Below are 19,313 nucleotides of genomic sequence, written 5' to 3'. Positions count from 1 at the left end.
GTTCACACCCCCGTCGCGGCGACCGCGCGCGCCTCGGACGGCAGTGAGCCCAGCCGGTGCAGCCAGGCCACCCCGGCCGCCGACAGCAGCCCGAACGCCGCGCAGCACACCCACGGCAGCCAGGCCGCGTCGCCGCGCTCCCCGGTGTCCATCGCCCACCCGACGACCGCGTTGCCGACGGCCGCCGCGATACCGGAGACGACGTAGAAGATCCCGAAGTACGTGCCGGTCAGCTCGGGCCTGCCGAACCGGGGGATGAGCTCCATGACGAACGGCTGGGCGACCATCACGCCGAGGTACAGCAGCAGTGTCCCGGCGAGAACGGGCAGCACCCGCAGGGCGGTCGGTCCGTCGGAGACCCCGGCGACGACGGCGGGCGGCAGGAAGCCGGCGGCCATCACGCCGAGCCCGACGGCGATCCACCGCGCCCTGTTCCCGCGCTCCTTGAGGGCGGCGGTGATCCGCAGTTGCAGCGCGAGGTTGGCGAGGGTGCCGACGAGGAAGACGATCCCGGCGGCCCCGTCCCAGCCGGTGGCCCGGCGAGCGCCGTCGGGCAGCAGCAGGTAGAGCTGGTTCTCCAGGGTGAACATGCCGACCATCGCCAACGCGAAGGCCAGGAAGGCGCGTTGGCCCAGCACCTCGCGCCAGTCCCCGAGGACGGTGCCCTTGCTCGGCGCGACCTCGCGGGCGGGCAGCACGAGCGCCTGGGCGATGGTCAGGGCCGCGAAGATCGCGGCGGCCGTCAGCGCCGACGTACGGAAGTCCACCAGCAGCAGCGCGCTCCCCAGCAGCGGCCCGACCAGCGCTCCGGCCGTCGCGAACACGTTGAACAGCGCGAACGCCTCCGCCTTGCGCTCCCCCGACTCCTGCGAGACGTACGCCCGCACGGCCGGGTTGAACAGTGCCCCCGCGAACCCGCTCAGCACCGACGCGGCCAGCAGCACCGGCAGGCTGTCCCCGAGCGCGAACAGCGCGAACCCGACGGTCCGCAGCGCGCACCCGGCGATGATGACCCCGCGCGCCCCGAGCCGGTCGGACGCGGACCCGCCGATGATGAACAGCCCCTGCTGGCTGAGGTTGCGCACCCCGAGGACGACCCCGACGACGGCGGCCGACAGCCCCAGGTTCTCCCCGAGGTGCGTCGCGAGATAGGGGATCAGCAGATAGAAACCGGTGTTGACGCCGAACTGGTTGACCAGCAACAGCTGTACGGCGAGCGGGAACTGCCGCATCTCACGCCACGTGCGCACGCGACACACCCCCGAACCGCACCCCGAGCCCGGGCAGCCCGCTCGTGCGCACGTACCCGTCGTCGCCCCCGATCCCCGACCAGGGATCGCGGGCCAGCAGCAGATGCCCGTCCAGGTCCACCCAGCGTGCCCGGTCGGCGAGATGCACGGCGGGCGCGATCCCCAGACTGCTCGCGGTCAGGCACCCCAGCATCAGCGCGGTCCCGCTGCCCTCGATCAACTCCGCGATCCGCAGGGCGTTGTGGACGCCGCCGCACTTGGCGAGCTTGACGTTGACGCCCTGGACGCGCCCGGCGAGGCGCCGGACGTCCTCGATGCGTACGGCGTCCTCGTCGGCGATCACCGGCAGCGGCGATTCAGCGGCAAGCGCCGCGAGCCCCTCGGGGTCGCCGGGCGCCACCGGCTGTTCCACGGCTTCGACGCCGAGTTCGGCGAACCGGGGGAGCAGGTGACGCGCCTCCGCCACGCTCCAGGCCCCGTTGGGATCGAGCAGGAGCCGCGCCTCGGGCGCCGCGTCGCGGATCACCCGGACGCGCTCCACGGCCTCATCGGCCGCCCCGGCCTTGATCTTGATGACTCGGAAACCGCAGGCCGCGAGCTTGCGGGCCTCGGCGGCGGCCTTCGCGAGCGAGGTGATGCCGATGGTCCGCGCGGTCGCGGCGACCGGCGCCGCGGGGGAGCCCAGCAGGGCGTGCACCGGCTTCCCGGCCCGCTTGCCGACGAGGTCCAGCAGCGCCGACTCGACGGCCGCCGTGACCGCCGGCGGCGTGTCGGGGCCGGTCAACTCGCCGTCGTACAGGGCTGTTTCGGGGTCCGGGTAGCGGGTCAGGTCCACGGCCGACAGGTGCCGGGTCAGGGTCTCGGCGTCCAGGTCGTAGTACACGCTGCTGACGGCCTCGCCGTGGCCGCGGGTGCCGTCGGGGTCCTCGATCGTGAGCCAGACGGCGTCGCGGGCGGACATGGTGGAGCGGGAGATGCGCAGCGGCTCGGCGAGGTCGAGGCGTACGGTGCGCAGGGTGGCCTTCACGGGGTCCTTTCCTGGGAGTTCAGCGGATCGGTGACGCGGGTGCAGCGGGCCCAGCCGGTGGCCTCGGCGGCGCTGGGGTGCGGGATCTCGACCGGGCGGGTGGCCGCCGTGGCGGGGGCCAGGCCGTGGGCGGTGGCGAAGTCGTCGTCGAAGACGGAGTCCAGGTAGCGGTGGGGGCCGTCGGGGAAGACGGTCGCGACGACCGCGCCCGGGTGGACGCGGGCCGCCCAGGCGGCGACGCGCGCGACCGCGCCCGTGCTCCAGCCGCCGCTCACGAAGCTCTCCCGGGCCAGCCTGCGGCAGGCGTCCACGGCCTCGGCGGGGCCGATCCAGTGGACCTCGTCGAACGCGTCGTAGGCGACGTTGCGCGGGTGGATGCTGCTGCCGAGGCCGCGCATCAGCCGGGGCCTGGCGGGCTGCCCGAAGATCGTGGAACCCGTCGAGTCCACGCCGATCAGGCGCAGCCGGGGCCAGTGGCGGCGCAGCGGCCCGATGACCCCGGCGCTGTGCCCGCCCGTGCCGACGCTGCACACCAGGATGTCCAGGTGGTCGAGCTGCACGGCGAGTTCGGCGGCCAGGGAGGCGTAACCGGCCGTGTTGTCGGGGTTGTTGTACTGGTCGGGCCAGTACGCGCCCGGCAGGGCGGCCAACAGCTCGCGCAGCCGGGCCAGTCGGGCCGCCTGCCAGCCGCCGACCGGCGCCGGACGCTCCACGAGGTCGAGGCGGACGCCGTACGCGCGCAGCAACTGCCGCATGGACGGCTCCAGTTCGCGGTCCCCGACGAGGACCACCGGATGCCCGAGCGCCTGCCCGGCGAACGCGAGCCCGATGCCGAGCGTGCCCGAGGTGGACTCGACGACCGGTGCGCCGGGCCGGAGTTCACCCCGCTCCCGGGCGCCGAGCAGCATCGACACGGCCGCCCGCGCCTTCATCCCGCCGGCGCCGAGCCCCTCCAGCTTGGCCCAGAACCCGGGCTGCGGTCCGGGCAGTCCCGCGGTGATCCGCGCGATGGGGGTGCGGCCGAGGAGGCCGAGCAACTCCGGGCGGGCTACGGCGCGTTCGGCCGCGGTCGTGGTCATCGCACGCCTCCGGCACGGTAGCGGTGGACGGTCCCGGGACCGCCGTCCAGCCAGAAGAACGGGTACGGCTCCGCGCACACCGCGCTCACCCCGTGCCCGAGGAAGTGCGGCAGGACCGCGCTGCCGGTCTGGGCGAACAGGACGAGCGGACGCCCGCCGGCCCGCTCCCGCAGCGCGTCGAACGTGCCGTTGCCCAGCGTCATCCCGGACACCAGCAGCGCGTCGCACCCGTCCAGGGCCGCGAGGGCGTCGACGGCGACCGGCTCGCCCCACTCCGTCGTACCGCCCTTCAGATCGCACGCCACATACCGCAGGCCGCGTGAACGCAGCGCCTCCAGCAGGGAGTTGACGACCCCGACGACCAGGACCGTCGACCCTTCGGGCACGTCGAGCAGTTCGACGACGGCCTGTGCGCGCACCCGGGACTTCTCCAGGGACGTCCCGGCGGGCAGCGCGACCGGCTCGCCGCCGTGCGGGACGGCGTGCATGAGGTAGGCGTCCAGTGCGGCGACGCGCACCGGGAGCAGGGGGTGCTGGAGGAGCTGGGCGACGTCTGCGCCGACACAGTCGTCCAGCGCCTCCTCGGGGAGCGCGCCCGGTTCGACCGCGCAGGACCCGACGGCCTCGCCGATGCGCAGGCTCAGCACCTCGTTGCGGTAGCCGGTGCCGCGCCCGTCGTGCCGTACGGCCTGCTGGGTGCGGAAGGCGACGGCGACGCGTACGCCTGCCGGGTCGGGGCCGAGGCGGCCGTCGAGGGCCTGGCGCAGGAGGGTGTCGAAGGAGGTCTTGGTCAGGGCGGTCACCGGATCACCAGCCCGGCGCGGAGAGTGGCGAGCGCCGACTCGACGCGGTCGCGGGCGCCGGGGCCGTGCGGGTCGCCCGCCATGACGTGGCCGAGGTACTCGTTGTTGCTGCCGGCCGCCTTCACCTGCCGTCCCGGCTCGGCGAGCTGGACCTCCAGGAGGTCGCCGGGGAGGCCGCCGCCGTCCAGGGCTTCGAGGGTGCCGGAGGTCTCGGGGACGACGAAGCCGATCGCGGCGCTGGCCAGGCCGGTGTCCTTGCGGGCCAGGTCGGGGGCGAGGCCGAGGGCGACGTCCACGAACGCGGCGGCCAGGTCGATCCCGGTGACGTGGCGGACCAGTTCGGTGATGCGGTTGCCCGCCGGACGCGGGTTGACCTCGACGATCCGGGGGCCCGAGGAGGTCAGCTTGACCTCCGTGTGCGCGACGACGCCGTCCACCAGGCCCAGCGCCTTCAGGGCGGCCAGCGCGGTGTGCTCGGCGGCCTCGGTGTCCGCCGGGGAGAGGGCGGCCGGGAACATGTGGCCCGTCTCGATGAACGCCGGCTGTCCGCCGATGCTCTTGTCGGTCACGCCGATCACGTGGACCGTCCCCGCGTGCGACACCGTCTCCACGCTCACCTCGGGGCCGTCCAGCAGCTCTTCGAGGAGGACGGCCGGATCGCGGCGCTGGCCGCGGGCGTTGACCGGGAATGCCGACAACGCGCGGAAGGCGTCCGCGAGTTGGGCCTCGTCGTCGACGCGCCGGACGAACATCCCGGCGCACAGGTCGACCGGCTTCACGACCAGCGGGTAGCCGATCTCCCGCGCCGCGTCCGCGAGTTCGGCCCACTCGGTGCGGACGGCGAAACGCGGGCCGGGAACGCCGGCCTCGGTGAGGACGCGGCGGGTGGCGTCCTTGCGGCACGCGTTCTCCACGGCCTGCGCGCCCGGGCCCGGGAGGTCCAGGCGGGCGGCGATGCGGGCGACCGTCGGGAGGTAGTAGTCGCAGGACGTGACGACGCCGTCGAAGCCGAACACGCCGTGCAGGCCGGCCACCCGGGGCAGCAGGGTGTCCGTGTCGTTCGTGTCGGCGGTGACGACGTTGCTCGCTCCGAGCAGCGGGTGTGCCGTGCCCTCGGGCGCCGAGCGCAGGTAGTGGTGCAGATCGCGGGTGAGGAAGGTGAACGTGTGCCCGCTCTCGCGGATCGCTCTCGGCAGCAGTCTGCTCATCGAACCGACCCAGCTCTCGACCACCAGCAGATGAGCCACGACTCCCCTTTCAGGGACAGGAGTTGAGTTCTCGGCGCAGGCCGGAGCGCGCCTTCGGGGAAGGCGGTCCGGTTGTGACGTGGACACGTTATCGATAATCATTTTCATTGTCACCAGGTTCACCGATGGTTCTCCGGTGGCTCTCCCATGGCTCTCCGATGGTCATCCGAAGGGATTCCCTTGACCTTCCTGCCGCGCTGCGCCGCACTGCTCGCCGCCACCGCGCTCCTGCACCTGCCGCTCTCGCCCGCGTCCGCCGCCGAACCCCTGCGCTTCGGCCCCTGCCCCGACTCCGTCCCCGTGCCGCCCGCGCCCGACCGCGTCGAGTGCGGACACCTGAGCGTGCCCCTCGACCACCGCCGCCCCGACGGTCCCCATATCGACATCGCCGTCTCCCGCGTCCCCGCCTCGGGCTCACCCGCCGAACGCCGGGGCGTCCTGCTCGTCAACCCCGGCGGCCCCGGCGGCTCCGGGCTGCCGTACGCCGTCACCAAACGGGCCAAGCTCCCCGAGAGCGTCCGCCGCGCCTACGACGTGATCGGCTTCGACCCGCGCGGCGTGGGCGACAGCGCGCCCGCCGACTGCGGCGACATGGGCGGCCTGTTCGACACCCCGGCCCCCGACCCCGAAGGCCGCGCCTACCTGGCGTCCCTGAAGGCCCTCGCCGACGACTGCGCCGGCAACGCCCTGCCGTACCTCTCCACCGAGGAGACCGCGCACGACATGGACGCGATCCGCTCCGCGCTCGGCGAGCCGGTGACGAACTTCCTCGGCGTCTCCTACGGGAGCTACCTGGGCGCCGCCTACACCGCGCTGTTCCCCGCGCGGACCGGGCGGATGGTGCTGGACAGCGTGGTCGGCCCGTGGGACTGGCACGACTTCGACGTGCGCCAGGCGCGGGCGCTGCTGCGGCAGCGGGAGACGTTCTTCGGGTGGGCCGCGGCGCACGACGATCGGTTCGGACTGGGCGACACGGCGGGCGCGGTCCGCCGGGCGTATCTGCGGGCGCGGGGAGGGTTCGAGGAGTACGGCCCCGCCTCCTTCGACCGCGTCGTCTACCGCGCCCTCGGCCGCACCGAGCGCTGGGCCCCCCTCGCCGACGGCCTGCGCGCCTACCTCCGCGACGGCTCCACCGGCGGTCTGCGCCTCCCCGCCCCCTTCGACAGCCCCGCCTCACGCACCTACGAAGCCGCCAACCGGATCGTGAAGTGCGCCGACGGCCCCGCCCCCACCCCCGCGCGGATCCTCGCCGACCGGCACCACCTGCACCGCCTCGCCCCCGCCCCCGTCCTCACCGGCCTGGAAGCGGCGGCCTGCGCGTACTGGCACCACCGCCCCGCCCACCGCACACCGCTCGGCAGCCCCGACGCCCCGCCCCTGCTGCTCGTCGCCTCCGCGCACGACCCCGTCACCCCCGCTGAGGGCGCCCACGCCCTGCGCCGCCTCCTGCCGGGCTCGCGGATCGTCACCCTCGACGACGACTACTCGCACGGCGTGTTCGCGAGCCGGGGCAACGCGTGCGTCGACGAGGCGGTGGCCGCGTACCTCCTGGACGGCGACGTACCCCCGGCGGACGTCCGGTGCGCCGGGCCGGGGCTGCCCGCCGTGAGCTGACGGCTGAGGGTTGACACCCATTTTACGTAGCGGTAAGTGGCACTGAATTGACGGAAGTTGTGAAAGTGAATCATCATTCAACCAACCTCACCGCGCGCGCAGCAGCGGTCGAGGCGTTGCGAGAGACCTTCTACGCCTGTCCGCCTCGACGCCTGTCCGCGGACGCCTCCGCCCGCGTCGAGCCCTCGCATCGAGAACCACCTCCCACACGAACGACTGCACAGAGGCTCACTTTGTCCCGTACGCAGTACTCAAGAAGCCTGGCGCTGCTCGCAGCGACCGCCTTCGCAGCCTCCGCCGCGCCCCTCCTCGCGGCCACCGAGGCGAGCGCCACGACCGGCGCCGGCTGCTCCTCGGCCACCATCCAGTACCGCCTCGAAGGCGGCGACTGGACCTCCACCGGCGGCTTCCGCACCTGGAACTCCGGCCTCGACAAGGTCGAGGTCCGGCTCGCGCCCGGCCAGCAGGTCGGCGCGGACTGCAAGTACCCCGTCTCGCTCGCCGAGTACACGACGGAAGGCCCGAGCTGGGCCACCTCCGGCAAGCAGACCCTCGTCGAGAAGGCCACCGTCTACCTCGGCAAGGACGACGTCGCCGGCCAGGACGGATCCGGCCGCACCTGGCAGAAGCTGAGCGTGAAGACGCCGGACTGCTACGGCCAGATCGACCTCTACGGCGACGACGTCACCTACGACGGCGGCACCGGCGAGGGCCACGGCCCCGCGCCCTACCAGCCCGGGAACGTCGTCACGCCGAACCACCTGATAGCCGCGTGGAACGGCGGCGACAAGGAGTGCGCGCCGTCGACGCCGCCGTCGCAGCCGAGCACCCCGCCCAGCACGCCCCCGGCCGGCGAGACCACCCCGCCGCCCGCCCCGGAGACGACGCCGCCCGCCGCGCCGCCGACCACGCCGGTCTCCGAGACCCCGCCGACCACGCCGGACGTGCCGCCGCTGGCCTCGACGCCGCCGGCCACCCCGACGCCCACGCCGTCGCCGAGCGAGTCGACGCCGCCGCTGGCCGAGACCGGGTCGAGCACGCCGGTCGGGCCGATCGCGGGCGGTGCCGCCGCGGTCGTCGCGATCGGGGCGGGCGCGGTGTTCTTCGCGAACCGGTCGCGGAAGAAGGGCGCGGCCGAGTAGGCGCGTGAGGTGAAGCGAGGGGCCTCTCCGGCCGGTCCGCGGAGAGGCCCCCTTCTCTTGAATGAGTAAATCCGATCCTCTGTTGACTTTCGGTTCTGTGAGCCAGAGGATTCCGGGGGTGACCCCTCTTGCGAGCCCCGCTCTCCCCGCCGCCCTCGACGAGGCCGCCCACCGCTGCCTCGTCGCCGGATTCGCCGGTACGACCACCGTGCCCGACGACCTCAAGAAACTGATCGAGCGCGGGCTCGGCGGGGTCATCCTGTTCACCCGCAACATCCGGGACGCCGACCAGGTGCGCGCGCTGACCTCCGCGCTGCGCGCGCTGCGGGGCGATCTGCTGATCGGCATCGACAACGAAGGCGGGGGAATCGGGCACCTCGTCACCGCCGGGGCGCCCGAGGTGCCCGGGAACTACGCCCTCGGCGTCGTCGACGACCCCTCCTTGACCGCCGACTGCGCCGACGCCCTCGCCGCGCACCTCGCGAGCCTCGGGATCAGCGCCTCGTACGCACCCGTCGCCGACCTCCAGCATCGCGGGGAGAACCCCATCGTCCGTACGCGGGCCTTCGGCGGCGACCCCGAGCTGGTCTCCCGGCACCTGCGGGCCTGGATCTCGGCGACCGGGGCCCGGGGGGTGGCCTCCTGCGCGAAGCACTTCCCCGGGCACGGAGGAACCGTCACCGACAGCCACTACGAACTCGCCGTCGATCCCCGGGCGTACGAAGAGCTGGACCTCGCGCCGTTCAGGGCCGCCATCGAGGCGGGGGTGCCGATGCTGATGAGCGCGCATGTCGTGTTCCCCGCGCTGGACGCCGCGCTGCCCGCGACGCTCAGCCCGTACGTGCTCGGGGAGTTGCTGCGGGGAGAGCTCGGGTTCGAGGGGGTGCTGGTCAGCGACGCGCTGGAGATGAAGGCCATCGCCGACCGGTACGGGGAGGCCGCGGGGGCCCGGCTGGCTCTGGCGGCCGGGGCCGATCAAGTCATCGTGGCCGTACCCGAGTTGGCCACGACCCTCGCCTGCCGGGACGCCGTACTGGGGGCGCTGGCCGACGGGTCGTTGAGCGAAGAGCGGGTGTACGAGGCCGCGTCGCGCGTGCGGGGGCTTGTCTCGCGGTACGGGGTGCCTGTTGCGCCGGGGGAGATCGCCACCTGGGACGCGGGGCTGGTGGCCGCTCGACGGGCCGTCCAGAAGGGGGAGTCGGTGTCCCCGGTCGAGGGCGCGTACGTCGTGGATCTGTTTCCTCGGCCGCATCCCGCTCTGAACTGGGGCGGGGAGAGCCTGGTGAGCGCGGTGCGGGAGGCCGATCCGACCGCCGACGGGGTGGCTGTCGCCGGGGAACCGGAGGACGGGGAAGCGGTGGTGGCCGAGGTGCTGAAGGCCGCCGAGGGGCGGGCGTTGGTGGTGGGGACTTGTGACGCGGAGCTGTATCCCTGGCAGGAGTGGGTGCGGGGGGCTCTGCTGGCCGCTCGGCCGGACGCGGTGTCGGTCGCTACCGGGTTGCCCGGGGCGGGGGACGAGGGGGCTGTGCTGTCCTATGGGCGGGGGAGGGTCAATCTCCGGGCGCTGGCGGAGGTTGTGGTGGGGCGCGGCGGGGTGCGGTAGGGGTGCGGGGTGCGCGCCCCTGGCGGTAGGAGGGCGCGCTCCTGGCGGTAGGAGTGCGCGCCCCCAAAAGGCAACCACTCACTCCGGGTTGATCAGCTCCGTCACTCCCCTTGCCGCCAAGTAGGCCGCGTCACCCGCGTGTTCGGCCAGGACCACTGCCGGGCGGGCGCCATCCGCCCGCAGGGTCATCCACGCTTCGAAGAAGGCGCCCCCCGGACCCGACGTCGAGCGCGTCGACGGGGTGCAGTCCAGGACCAGGGCCGTTTCTCGCGGCGACGGGGTCAGGGGCAGCGTGCGGACTTCGGTGATCGTCTCCTCGATCGCCTCCGCGATCGGCTTCGGCTTGCCCTTCGAGTCGAACAGGCCCAGCGTGTACTCGAGTTCGGGGTAGTCCGCCAGGCCGCGGTCCACGTCGTGGGAGCACCACCACGTCACGCCCCAGAGGTTCGCGCAGCTCGCCGCGTTGAGGAGGGTCTCGCGGGCGAAGAGCGGGGCGTCCGGGGCGGGGATGTGGGGTTCGGGGGCGCCGGTCTCCTGGACCCAGACCTCGCGGGCGGGGTCCGTCGCGTACGCCTTGGCCAGTTCCGTGCCGTACTCCGCCAGGTGGTGGACCTGGGGGGAGCGTGGGCCGTAGCGGCGGGCGCAGTCGCCGGAGAAGACCCAGGGGTGGACCGTCGTCAGGTCGCCCTTGCGGGCCGACGCCTCCGGGGTGAACGGGTGGTCGTCGCCGTACCAGGCCGCGTCGTACGCCGAGTGCGTGACCAGGCCGGCGGCGCCCAGGCCCTCGCGGGACGCCGTGAGCAGGGTGTCGAGGTAGTGGTCCACCTCGGTCGCGGTGACCGGGTTGTGCTCGACCAGGTTGTTCAGCTCGTTGCCGAGCTGGAGGCCGATGAGGTTGGGGCGGCCGGCCAGGGCGCTGCCGAGGGTGCGCAGGAGGTTCGCCTGGGCCTCGATCGCCTCCGGGTCGGTGAAGACGTTGCAGTGGTGCCAGCTGCGGGTCCACTCCGGGTAGAAGTCGAAGCTCGACAGGTGGCCCTGTACGCCGTCCACCATGACGTCGAGGTCCACCTCCGCCGCGAGGTCCACCAGGCGGACCAGCTGGTCCACCGCCGCCGGGCGGATGTACGTGCGGTTCGGCTGGAGCAGGGGCCACAGGTGGAAGACGCGGACGTGGTCCAGGCCCAGCGCGGCGATCTGGGCGAGGTCCTCGCGGGCGTTCTGCGCGTCGAAGTCGTGCCAGGCGTGGAACCAGCCCCGGCGTGGGGTGTAGTTGACGCCGAAGCGGAGTTCCGGAGCGGGCGGGGGCGTGCTGATGGCGTTCTCCTCGGGTCGCGGATCCACTTCGGACCTTGTCTGCGGCGAATGTATCAACCACCATGGGTACCGATGAATAGTGATTTGAACCAAACCTTTGTCTGTGACGGCCCCGCGTACGTCCTCGGCGTCGACGCGGGGGGCACGCGCACGCGCGCGGTCCTCGCGGACGCGGCGACCGGACGCGTCCTCGGCGAGGGCGCCTCCGGCCCCGGCAACGCGCTGACCGTGCCGGTCGAGGTGGTCACCGAGCACCTGGCGGAGGCGATCGGGGAGGCGGTACGGGGGGTCGCGCCGGGGAGGATCGTGGCGGCGGCGGGCGGGTTCGCGGGGGCGGCGAGCGTGCGGGCGGACGAGGCGGAGGGCGGAGACGCGGGGGCGGCGCGGGGGAGCGGCGAGCCCGGAAGGCCCGGCGAAGCGCCGGTGAGCGGGAAGGGCGCGGCGCGGGAATCGGGTGGGGCCGCGGATCGGCGGAGCGGGGCGATGGGGCGCGGGAACGACGAGGTGGGGGAGTCCGGCGGCGATGGCGCGGCGGGTAGGCCCGGCGGGACGGAGGGGCGCGGGAACGACGAGGTGGGGGAGTCCGGCGACGACGGCGCGGAAGGCGGGCCCGGCGGGACGGCGGCAGGCGGGAACGGCGCGGACGAGGAACCCGGTCGTCTCCGTGCCCGCGCCGCCCTCACCGCCGCGCTCGAACGCCTCGGCATCCCCCTCCCCCCGATCACCATCCACAGCGACATCGAGGCTGCGTTCGCCGGAGCACCCGGCCACCCCGCCGCCGGCCTCGCCCTGATCGCGGGCACAGGCTCGGTCGCGGCCCGCGTCCGGGACCGCGTCCTCGTGGCGACCTCCGGCGGAGACGGCTGGCTCCTCGGCGACGACGGCAGCGGCTTCTGGATCGGCCGGAGAGCGGTACGCGCGGCACTGAGAGCAGCGGACGGCCGGGGGCGCCCGACGTCCCTGGTGACGACGGTCGGCCGGGCACTCGGCGTCCCGGAGGGGGTGCTGCCGCCCTTGGCGGACCGGGAGGTGCGGTCAGGGGACGGGACGAGCGGGTCTGGTGCACAGGTCCCGGGAGTACGGGACGTCGACTTGGGCCCGGAGAGTGCTGAGGCGGGGCGGCGAGCCGGAGAGGCCGGTTCGGAGCAGGTAAGTGGACAGGGGGCGGGTGCTGCGCGAGGCGTACCGCTGGGCGGTTCCGCGAGGAGTGAGGCGGAGGGGGAGGAGCGGGCGGTGGGCCTTGGGGCAGGGGGCGGGCGGTGCGGTGTCCGCACGTCGGGTGAGGGGAGTGCCGGTGCGCAGCCGTCGCCCTGCCGCCGCGACGGTGTGGACGACGCCGCCCGGCAGCCGGCAGAAGCGCCCGCGCCGGACCCGTACCGCTGGAGTCTCGCCCAGCGAGCCGCGTACCGGGCCCACCTCCTCCCCGCCGTGATGGAACGCCGCCCCACCGACCTGGCCGCGCACGCGCCTCTGGTCACCCGGGCCGCGGGCGAGGGTGACGAGGTGGCCCGGCAGATCCTCGACGAGGCGGCTGCCGCGCTGGTGGAAACGGTGCTGGCCCTCGCGCCCGAACCGGGCGAACCGCTGGTGGTGACCGGCGGCCTCCTGGCCCCCGACGGCCCTCTCCTGGCCCCCCTCACCGAACACCTCGCCCCCCTCGGCCTCACGGTCTCCCCGGTGGTGGACGGCTCGGCCGGCGCGGTGGCGCTGGCACGGATCGCGGCGGCGCGCTGAAAGGCGTACGCCGTCCGGCGCCCCGGCCACGAAGGACAGGGCTGCCGGACGAGGTACGCGAACAGCCGAATCCGCACCGCCCTCACCCCCACCGCCCGAACCAGGCCGCACCACCGAACCGAACCACGCCGATCAACCGCACCCCCGCCCACCCGAAGGACCCCCATGCCCACCCCGCTCTACCAGGACCCCACCGCCCCCACCCCCTCCCGAGTGGCCGACCTCCTCTCCCGCATGACGCTCAAAGAGAAGGTCGGCCAGCTCAACCAGCGCATGTACGGCTGGCACGCCTACACCCGAACCCCGGCCGGTGACTTCGCCCTCACGGAAGCCCTGGACGAGGAGACCACCCGCTGGCAGGGGCTGGGTGCCCTGTACGGCCTGATGCGGGCGGACCCCTGGTCAGGGGTGACCCACGACAACGGCCCGGACGCGAGGACGAGCGCGGACCTGGCCGACATGGTGCAGCGGCATGTGCTCACGAAGAGCCGCCTGGGCATCCCCGCCCTGTTCGTCGAGGAGGTCCCGCACGGCCACATGGCCCTGGACGGCACGGTCTTCCCGGTGAACCTGGGCGTAGGGGCCACCTGGGACCCGGAGCTGTACGAACGAGCGGCGGCGCACGCGGCGGCGGAACTGAGGGCCAGGGGCGGCCACGTGGCCCTGGTGTCCGCGCTGGACATCGCACGCGACCCCCGCTGGGGCCGCACGGAGGAATGCTTCGGCGAGGACCCCCACCTGTCGGCCCGCCTCACCGAAGCCCTGGTCCACGGAGCGCAGGGCACCCGGGCCGGCCACTTCGCCGCGGACAAGGCCCCCGTGGTCCTCAAGCACTTCGCGGGCCAGGGCGCCACCACCGGCGGCAGGAACTCCGCCGAGACGGAACTGGGCCCGAGAGAGCTGCACGAGATCCACCTCCCGGCGGCACGAGCGGGCGTCGACGCGGGCGCCGCCGCGGTGATGTCCGCGTACAACGAGGTCAACGGCCTCCCCTGCACAGGCAACAGACCTCTGCTCACCGGCCTGTTGAGGGAGACGTGGGGATTCGAGGGCCTCGTCATGGCGGACGGCCTGGCCGTGGACCGCCTCGCCCGCATCACCGGCGACAGCCTCACCGCGGGGGCCCTCGCCCTCAACGCCGGTGTGGACATGAGCCTTTGGGACGAGGGCTTCACGCACCTGGAGGAGGCGGTGGAGCGGGGACTGGTCACCGAGGCCACCCTGGACAGCGCCGTGGCAAGGGTGTTGGCCCTGAAGTTCCGCCTGGGCCTCTTCGAGAACCCGTACACGAGGCGGACCCCCCTCCCCGAAGGCCGGGACCTGAGCACGGAGGTGGCCCGGGCCTCGGTCACCCTCCTGCGGAACGACGGCGTCCTCCCGGTACCGCCGGCCACCCGCAGGCTCGCGGTCATCGGCCCCCACGCGGCCACCACGACCCACCAGCTCGGCGACTACACGGCCCCCCAGCGCGAAGGCGCCACAGTCCTGGACGCCCTGCGCGAACTGGCCCCGCCCACCCTGGACGTCCGCCACGCCCGGGGCTGTGCCCTGACCGGCGACGACCGACGGCACATCCCCGAGGCGGTGGCCACGGCAGCCGCCTCCGACCTCGCCGTCCTCGTCCTGGGCGGCAGCAGCGCCCGCACCCGGGACACGGAGTTCGACGCGAACGGCGCGGCCCTGTCCACGCGGGACGACATGACGTGCGGAGAGGGAGCCGACCTCGCGGCGCTCCGCCTCGGCCCGGCCCAACACGCCTTGCTGGACGCGGTGATCGCCACCGGCACCCCCACGGCAGTGGTCCTGATCCAGGGCCGCCCCCACGCGCTCCCGGAGGCGGACCGCGCCGGCGCCGTCCTCACCGCCTGGTACCCGGGCCCCTGGGGAGGCGACGCGCTCGCCGAAGTCCTCCTCGGCCGCACCGGACCCCGGGGCCGCCTCCCGGTCTCGGTCCCCCGCTCGGCGGCCCAACTCCCCGTCTACTACAACCACAAGGAGACGGAGTACGGCAGATACGTCGACGAGGAGGCGGACCCGCTGTACGCCTTCGGCCACGGGCTGGCGTACACGACGTTCGCGTACGGAACCCCGAGGCGCAACGGCGACGCCGTCGACGTGGACGTCACCAACACCGGAACCAGGCCGGGCCGTTCGGTGGTCCAGCTCTACATCCGCCCGCTGCGCACGCCCGTTTGGCCGCGCACCCTCGAACTCCGGGGGTTCCAGGGGGTCGAGCTGGCCCCCGGCGAGACCCGCACGGTCTCGGTACAGCTCGGCGCCGACCAACTGAAGCTGGTCGGCGCCGACTTGGAGGCGTTCGTACCGGACGAGATCGAGGTGAGGGTCGCGGCCTGCGCGCGGGAGGCCCTGACGGCCGTACCCCTGATCGTCAGAGTTTGACCGCCCCCGACGAGACCCCCTTGTAGAACCAGCGCTGGGTGATGACGAACAGCACGAGCACCGGGATCACGGAGATCACGGAACCCGCCATCACCAGCCGCTGGTCGTACCCGAACGACGAGGACTGGAGCCGGGACAGGCCGAGCGTCAGTGTGAAGTGGTCCTCGGTGCGCAGCACGATCAGCGGCCACAGGAAGTCGTCCCAGGCGCTGATGAACGTGTTGATGGTGACGACGAGGATCGCCCCGTAGGCGGACGGCAGGTACAGGTACCGGAACCGCTTCCACTCACCCGCGCCGTCCAGCATCGCCGCGTCCTCGATCTCGCGCGGCACCGCGAGGAACGCGGCGCGCATGATGAGGACGTTGATCGCGCCGACGAAGCCGGGCAGCCACACGCCGACGAGGTTGTCGACGAGCCCGAGGTCGCGGATGCTCAGGAACAGCGACACCATGATGGACTCGAACGGGAACATCATGGACGCCATCAGCAGGATCCACACCAGCTTGCTGCCCTTCCAGCCCGGCTTGGAGAGCATGTAGCCGGCGAGGGTGGAGAACAGGAGCTGGCTGCCGACCGACAGGACGACGATGATCAGGCTGTTGCGGATGTACGTCCACACGGGGACCTGGTCGAAGACCTGCTTGTAGGCGTTGAGTGTGGGGTGCCGGGGGATGAGGGAGGCGCCCGCGCCGAAGACGTCCTCGCCCGCGCCCTTCAGGGACGACAGCAACTGCCACACGAGGGGGCCGATGGTGATGCCGAGGACGAAGAGCAGCAGCAGGTAGCGGACGACGAGTTCGCGCGGGCGGCCGTAGTCCCGCCAACGCGGCATGAGCCGTCTGCGCTTCTGGACAGCCGTCGTCATGACTCGTCCTCCTTCGTGAGGCGCTGCGACAGCAGCGTGAGGCCGAGGGTCAGTACGAACAGGGCGACGCTGACGGCCGACCCGTACCCGGCGTTGCCGGTGAGCGGGTCGAGGGCGACGTCCCGGATGTAGAAGGGGAGCGTGCGGTCGGCGCCGCCGGGGCCGCCGGTCGAGCCGCCGAGCATGTAGATCTCGGTGAACACCCGCAGCGAGCCGATCCCGGTGAGCGTGCCGACGAGCATCATCGAGGTGCGCACCCCGGGCACGGTGACGTTCCAGAACCGGCGGATCGCGCCCGCGCCGTCCACGGAGGCGGCCTCGTGGAGCTCCTTGGGGACGTTCCCGAGCGCGGCCAGGTAGAAGATCATGTACCAGCCGAGGCCCTTCCAGATCGTCAGGCCCATCGCGGAGAACAGGATCAGCCACGAGTCGGACAGGAACGGGATCGCCGACTTGATCACGTGGCCTTTCTCCAGCCACGTGTTGACCAGGCCCTGGTCCGACAGCAGCCACTGCCAGCTCAGGCCGACGACCACGCTGGAGGCGAGGACCGGGGTGTAGAACGCGGACCGGAAGAAGCCGATGCCGGGGAGGTTCTTCTCCACCAGGACGGCCAGCATCAGTGGCAGCAGCACCATCAGCGGCACGACGATGATCGCGTACAGCAGGCTGTTGCGGGTGGCGAGCCAGAAGTCCGGGTCGTCCAGCATCCGCGTGTAGTTGTCCAGGCCCACGAAGTTCGCCGCGCCGCCGAGGGGCTTGGCGTCCGTGAAGGACAGCAGCAGCGTGTTCAGGAACGGGTACACGCCGAACACGGTGACGCCGAGGATCGCCGGGGACATCCACAGCCACGGCAGCCACCAGCGGCGGTACAGCGCGGCGCCGCCCGCCTCGGCGGTGGGACCGGGCTTCAGCCACCGCAGCAACCGCCGTACCCCGGAGGGGCGTTCGGCGGCCGGACGGCCCGGTGCCGCGACGGGCACCGGGGTCAGGGTCTTGGACGCCATGCTCAGCCGCCCTGCGCGATCAGCTCGTTCATCTTCTTCTGCGCGTCGTTCAGGGCGTCCTGGGCGCTCTTCTTGCCCTGCATCGCGAGCTGCACCTGAGCGGTCGCCGCGTTCAACTCGCCCGGCGTGAGGGCGACTTCGTCGGCCGTGGCGGTCTTGCGGTCGCCGGCGACGATCTTGCGGGCCTCGGTGAAGGGGTCGTCGCCCTTGACCGACTGGAAGAACGGGTCGTCCAGGGAAGCGGTCGTCGAGGGGAAGATGACGACGTTCGGGTCCTTCGCCCAGGTGAGCTGGTTCTGCGCGTTCGTCAGGAACTGCGCGAAGGCCAGCGCGGTCGCCGCGTGCTTGCTGGTGGAGGCGACGCCGATGTACTGCGGGGCGCCGACCGTGTGGCCGAGGCTGTCCAGCATGTAGCGGGCCACGCCGGTCTTCTTGTAGACCGTCGGGTTGTTCTGCTCGATGAACCGCAGGTAGTTGGGGTTCGACGCGCCGAACACCAGCTTGCCCTGGCCGTAGACCGTGGACGGGTCCTGGTTCGAGGAGATCGAGTCGCGCGGCATCGCGCCGGCCTTGTAGAGCTTCGTCATGCCCTCGACCCACTGGACGGTCTTCGGGTCGTCGGCGAACGTGAACTTCTTGCCGTCGGCGGAGAAGATCTTGATGCCCATCTGCTGCCAGTCGGCGGGGATGCGGAGCTGCGGGTTGGCGAGGAAGGCGTAGTAGTCGCCGTCCGACGCCTTCGCGATCTTCTCCGCGTCGGCGAACAGGCCCAGGATGGTCGTCGGAGGTTTCGCCGGGTCGAGGCCGGCCTTCTTCATCAGCTCGGTGTTGAAGGTCTGCACGATGCCACCGGAGTACCAGGGCAGGACGCTGTGCACCTTCTGGCCGGCCGCGTCGGTGTACGTGCTGGAGTCCCACAGGCCCGGGACGAACGGCTTCCCGGCGTCCGGTGCCTTCTGGTCCAGGTTCAGCAGGTAGCCCGTCTTGGTGAGGGCCTCGGCCGTGTTGACGTTGATGTTGACGACGTCCGGGAGCGTGCACGCCTGCGCGTCCGACACCAGGCGCTGGGTGAACGTCGAGTCGCCCGGGTCGTCGATCCACTTGACCTTCGCGCCGGGGTTGGCCTTCTCGAAGGCCGCGATCACGCCGTCGAAGTACTTCGAGAAGTCCTTCTTCAGGTTCGTGGTCTGGAAGGTGATCCCACCCTTCACGTCACCGGAGAGCTTTCCGGAACCGACGTTCGCCTTGTCGACGCTACAGCCGCCCGCCTTGGCGCCGCCGTCGTCCGAGCCGCCGCCGGAGAGGCCGCAGCCTGCCGCAGTCAGGGCGAGGACGATGACGCCCGCCATGGTTCCGGTCAGTGTTCTCGCGCGCATGCCTGGGCCTTCCTGCTGGTTCAAATCACCAAGTTGGACTCCGAATGATGAAAAGGTGGACCAGAATTCATCGGAGGTCAATGGTTTGCGTGTTGCGTTTCGGTTCCGTGCGTTACCGGGGCGTTCGCGGCGAGGCCCGCGCCGCGCCGCGAACGCCGAGGTCAGTGCCGGTGCTCGTGGTCCGGATGCGCCGGATCGCCGGGGTGCTCGTGACCGTGCGTGTACTCCACACCGGCCCGCTCCCGGTCCAGCCAGTCGAAGAACGCCTGCCGCCCCCGGGCCCGCCGCAACTCGCCCTCGACGCCGTCCCGCACGCGCGCGTACGGCACGAGATCCCGCGCCTTCGCACCCCGGAACGGGTCGACACCCCGCCGCAGCGCCTCCGGCGTCAAGAACCGGTCCGGATTGCGCTCGTAGTACTCCCGCACGTCCGCCTCCCCCACCCGCTGCTCCCCCTCCAGCGCCGCCAGCAGCGCCCGCGCGGCGGCGGAGTGCGCGAGCGCCACGGCGACGATGCTCCCCAGATCCGCGACATCCGTCCCGGACACCCCGAGCACCCGCCCCGGCACCAGCTCGGGCGGCGGCGCCAGCCCCCGCGCGGCACACGCCCGCCGCGCCAACTCGTCGACGACGACCACCTGAGTCGCCCACCGCCTCCGCTGCCGCTCGTCCCGCGCCAGCCCCTCGGGCCGCGCGACCCGCTCCCGCGCGGGAACGGCGTCGAGCACGGCGTCCACCCGGGAGACCGGAACGCCGCTTCCGCCAATGGTGGCGGCGAGGGGCGGGTGGTGATGATCGTGTGGGTGTGGGTGTGGGTGTGGGTGTGGGTGTGGGTGTGGGTGCGGGGCG

General features: G+C 72.8%; 15 protein-coding genes. 5 read left to right on the top strand and 10 right to left on the bottom strand.

All coding sequences use genetic code 11. From position 1 onward, the window contains the following. Positions 1-2 precede the first annotated feature (2 nt). The 5 genes from PV682_RS21250 to PV682_RS21230 are packed head-to-tail and all read right to left on the bottom strand — an operon-like array spanning position 3 to position 5,406. Positions 3-1,250, bottom strand: a complete 1,248-nt coding sequence (locus PV682_RS21250; protein WP_319732098.1) for an MFS transporter — start codon at positions 1,248-1,250, stop codon at positions 3-5. Beyond that, complete coding sequence (locus tag PV682_RS21245; RefSeq protein ID WP_319732096.1) at positions 1,234-2,277, bottom strand: dipeptide epimerase; 1,044 nt, start codon at positions 2,275-2,277, stop codon at positions 1,234-1,236. The genes PV682_RS21250 and PV682_RS21245 overlap by 17 nt, the downstream gene beginning before the upstream one ends. Beyond that, the gene (locus PV682_RS21240; protein ID WP_319732094.1) at positions 2,274-3,356 is read right to left on the bottom strand and encodes a PLP-dependent cysteine synthase family protein; all 1,083 of its coding nucleotides are present in this window, start codon (positions 3,354-3,356) and stop codon (positions 2,274-2,276) included. Before PV682_RS21240 ends, PV682_RS21245 begins: the two co-directional genes overlap by 4 nt. Then, on the bottom strand, positions 3,353-4,159 hold the full coding sequence (locus PV682_RS21235) for a Rossmann-like domain-containing protein (RefSeq protein ID WP_319732092.1): 807 nt from the start codon (positions 4,157-4,159) through the stop codon (positions 3,353-3,355). Before PV682_RS21235 ends, PV682_RS21240 begins: the two co-directional genes overlap by 4 nt. Then, complete coding sequence (locus PV682_RS21230) at positions 4,156-5,406, bottom strand: ATP-grasp domain-containing protein (protein ID WP_319732090.1); 1,251 nt, start codon at positions 5,404-5,406, stop codon at positions 4,156-4,158. Before PV682_RS21230 ends, PV682_RS21235 begins: the two co-directional genes overlap by 4 nt. A 180-nt stretch (positions 5,407-5,586) precedes the next feature. Between PV682_RS21230 and PV682_RS21225 the strand changes: the two genes are divergently transcribed. The 3 genes from PV682_RS21225 to PV682_RS21215 all read left to right on the top strand — a co-directional run bounded on the left by PV682_RS21225 (position 5,587) and on the right by PV682_RS21215 (position 9,765). Continuing rightward, positions 5,587-7,020 (top strand): alpha/beta hydrolase, encoded by a 1,434-nt coding sequence (locus tag PV682_RS21225; RefSeq protein ID WP_319732088.1) that lies wholly within the window; start codon positions 5,587-5,589, stop codon positions 7,018-7,020. A gap of 233 nt (positions 7,021-7,253) precedes the next feature. Continuing rightward, a complete protein-coding gene (locus PV682_RS21220; RefSeq protein ID WP_319732086.1) occupies positions 7,254-8,162 on the top strand; it encodes an LAETG motif-containing sortase-dependent surface protein in 909 nt (302 codons plus the stop codon). Between the two features lie 118 nt (positions 8,163-8,280). Then, the gene (locus PV682_RS21215; RefSeq protein ID WP_319732084.1) at positions 8,281-9,765 is read left to right on the top strand and encodes a glycoside hydrolase family 3 protein; all 1,485 of its coding nucleotides are present in this window, start codon (positions 8,281-8,283) and stop codon (positions 9,763-9,765) included. A 78-nt stretch (positions 9,766-9,843) separates the two neighbouring features. On the opposite strand, the gene PV682_RS21210 is transcribed toward PV682_RS21215, so the two are convergent. Then, positions 9,844-11,106 (bottom strand): glycoside hydrolase 5 family protein, encoded by a 1,263-nt coding sequence (locus PV682_RS21210; RefSeq protein WP_319732083.1) that lies wholly within the window; start codon positions 11,104-11,106, stop codon positions 9,844-9,846. 57 nt (positions 11,107-11,163) lie between these two features. On the opposite strand from PV682_RS21210, the gene PV682_RS21205 reads away from it, so the two are divergent. Continuing rightward, positions 11,164-12,813, top strand: coding sequence for a BadF/BadG/BcrA/BcrD ATPase family protein (locus tag PV682_RS21205; RefSeq protein ID WP_319732081.1), 1,650 nt, complete (start codon positions 11,164-11,166; stop codon positions 12,811-12,813). A 165-nt stretch (positions 12,814-12,978) separates the two neighbouring features. Beyond that, positions 12,979-15,213, top strand: a complete 2,235-nt coding sequence (locus PV682_RS21200) for a glycoside hydrolase family 3 N-terminal domain-containing protein (protein ID WP_319732079.1) — start codon at positions 12,979-12,981, stop codon at positions 15,211-15,213. On the opposite strand, the gene PV682_RS21195 is transcribed toward PV682_RS21200, so the two are convergent. The 4 genes from PV682_RS21195 to PV682_RS21180 form a co-directional block, all read right to left on the bottom strand. Further along, the gene (locus tag PV682_RS21195) at positions 15,203-16,081 is read right to left on the bottom strand and encodes a carbohydrate ABC transporter permease (protein WP_112476743.1); all 879 of its coding nucleotides are present in this window, start codon (positions 16,079-16,081) and stop codon (positions 15,203-15,205) included. The genes PV682_RS21200 and PV682_RS21195 overlap by 11 nt on opposite strands. Beyond that, entirely contained in the window at positions 16,078-17,088 is a 1,011-nt protein-coding gene (locus tag PV682_RS21190) for a carbohydrate ABC transporter permease (protein WP_107104108.1), read from the bottom strand. Before PV682_RS21190 ends, PV682_RS21195 begins: the two co-directional genes overlap by 4 nt. Positions 17,089-17,090: 2 nt before the next feature. Then, a complete protein-coding gene (locus tag PV682_RS21185; protein WP_319732074.1) occupies positions 17,091-18,464 on the bottom strand; it encodes an extracellular solute-binding protein in 1,374 nt (457 codons plus the stop codon). Positions 18,465-18,625: 161 nt separating this feature from the next. After that, the gene (locus PV682_RS21180) at positions 18,626-19,231 is read right to left on the bottom strand and encodes a peptidylprolyl isomerase (protein WP_407705714.1); all 606 of its coding nucleotides are present in this window, start codon (positions 19,229-19,231) and stop codon (positions 18,626-18,628) included. Positions 19,232-19,313: the final 82 nt, after the last annotated feature.

Origin of the sequence: Streptomyces niveiscabiei, assembly GCF_033794345.1 — a bacterium.
GTDB classification, from domain to species: Bacteria; Actinomycetota; Actinomycetes; order Streptomycetales; family Streptomycetaceae; genus Streptomyces; species Streptomyces niveiscabiei.
Note: the sequence above shows the minus strand (reverse complement) of the source record. Positions and strands in the feature narration are given on the sequence as shown.

What these genes read in the sequence shown, in the direction of transcription:
- PV682_RS21240 (WP_319732094.1), bottom strand. Translation starts at nt 3,356, where the DNA reads ATGACCACGACCGCGGCCGAACGCGCCGTAGCCCGCCCGGAGTTGCTC.
- PV682_RS21200 (WP_319732079.1), top strand. Translation starts at nt 12,979, where the DNA reads ATGCCCACCCCGCTCTACCAGGACCCCACCGCCCCCACCCCCTCCCGA.
- PV682_RS21185 (WP_319732074.1), bottom strand. Translation starts at nt 18,464, where the DNA reads ATGCGCGCGAGAACACTGACCGGAACCATGGCGGGCGTCATCGTCCTC.
- PV682_RS21190 (WP_107104108.1), bottom strand. Translation starts at nt 17,088, where the DNA reads ATGGCGTCCAAGACCCTGACCCCGGTGCCCGTCGCGGCACCGGGCCGT.
- PV682_RS21195 (WP_112476743.1), bottom strand. Translation starts at nt 16,081, where the DNA reads ATGACGACGGCTGTCCAGAAGCGCAGACGGCTCATGCCGCGTTGGCGG.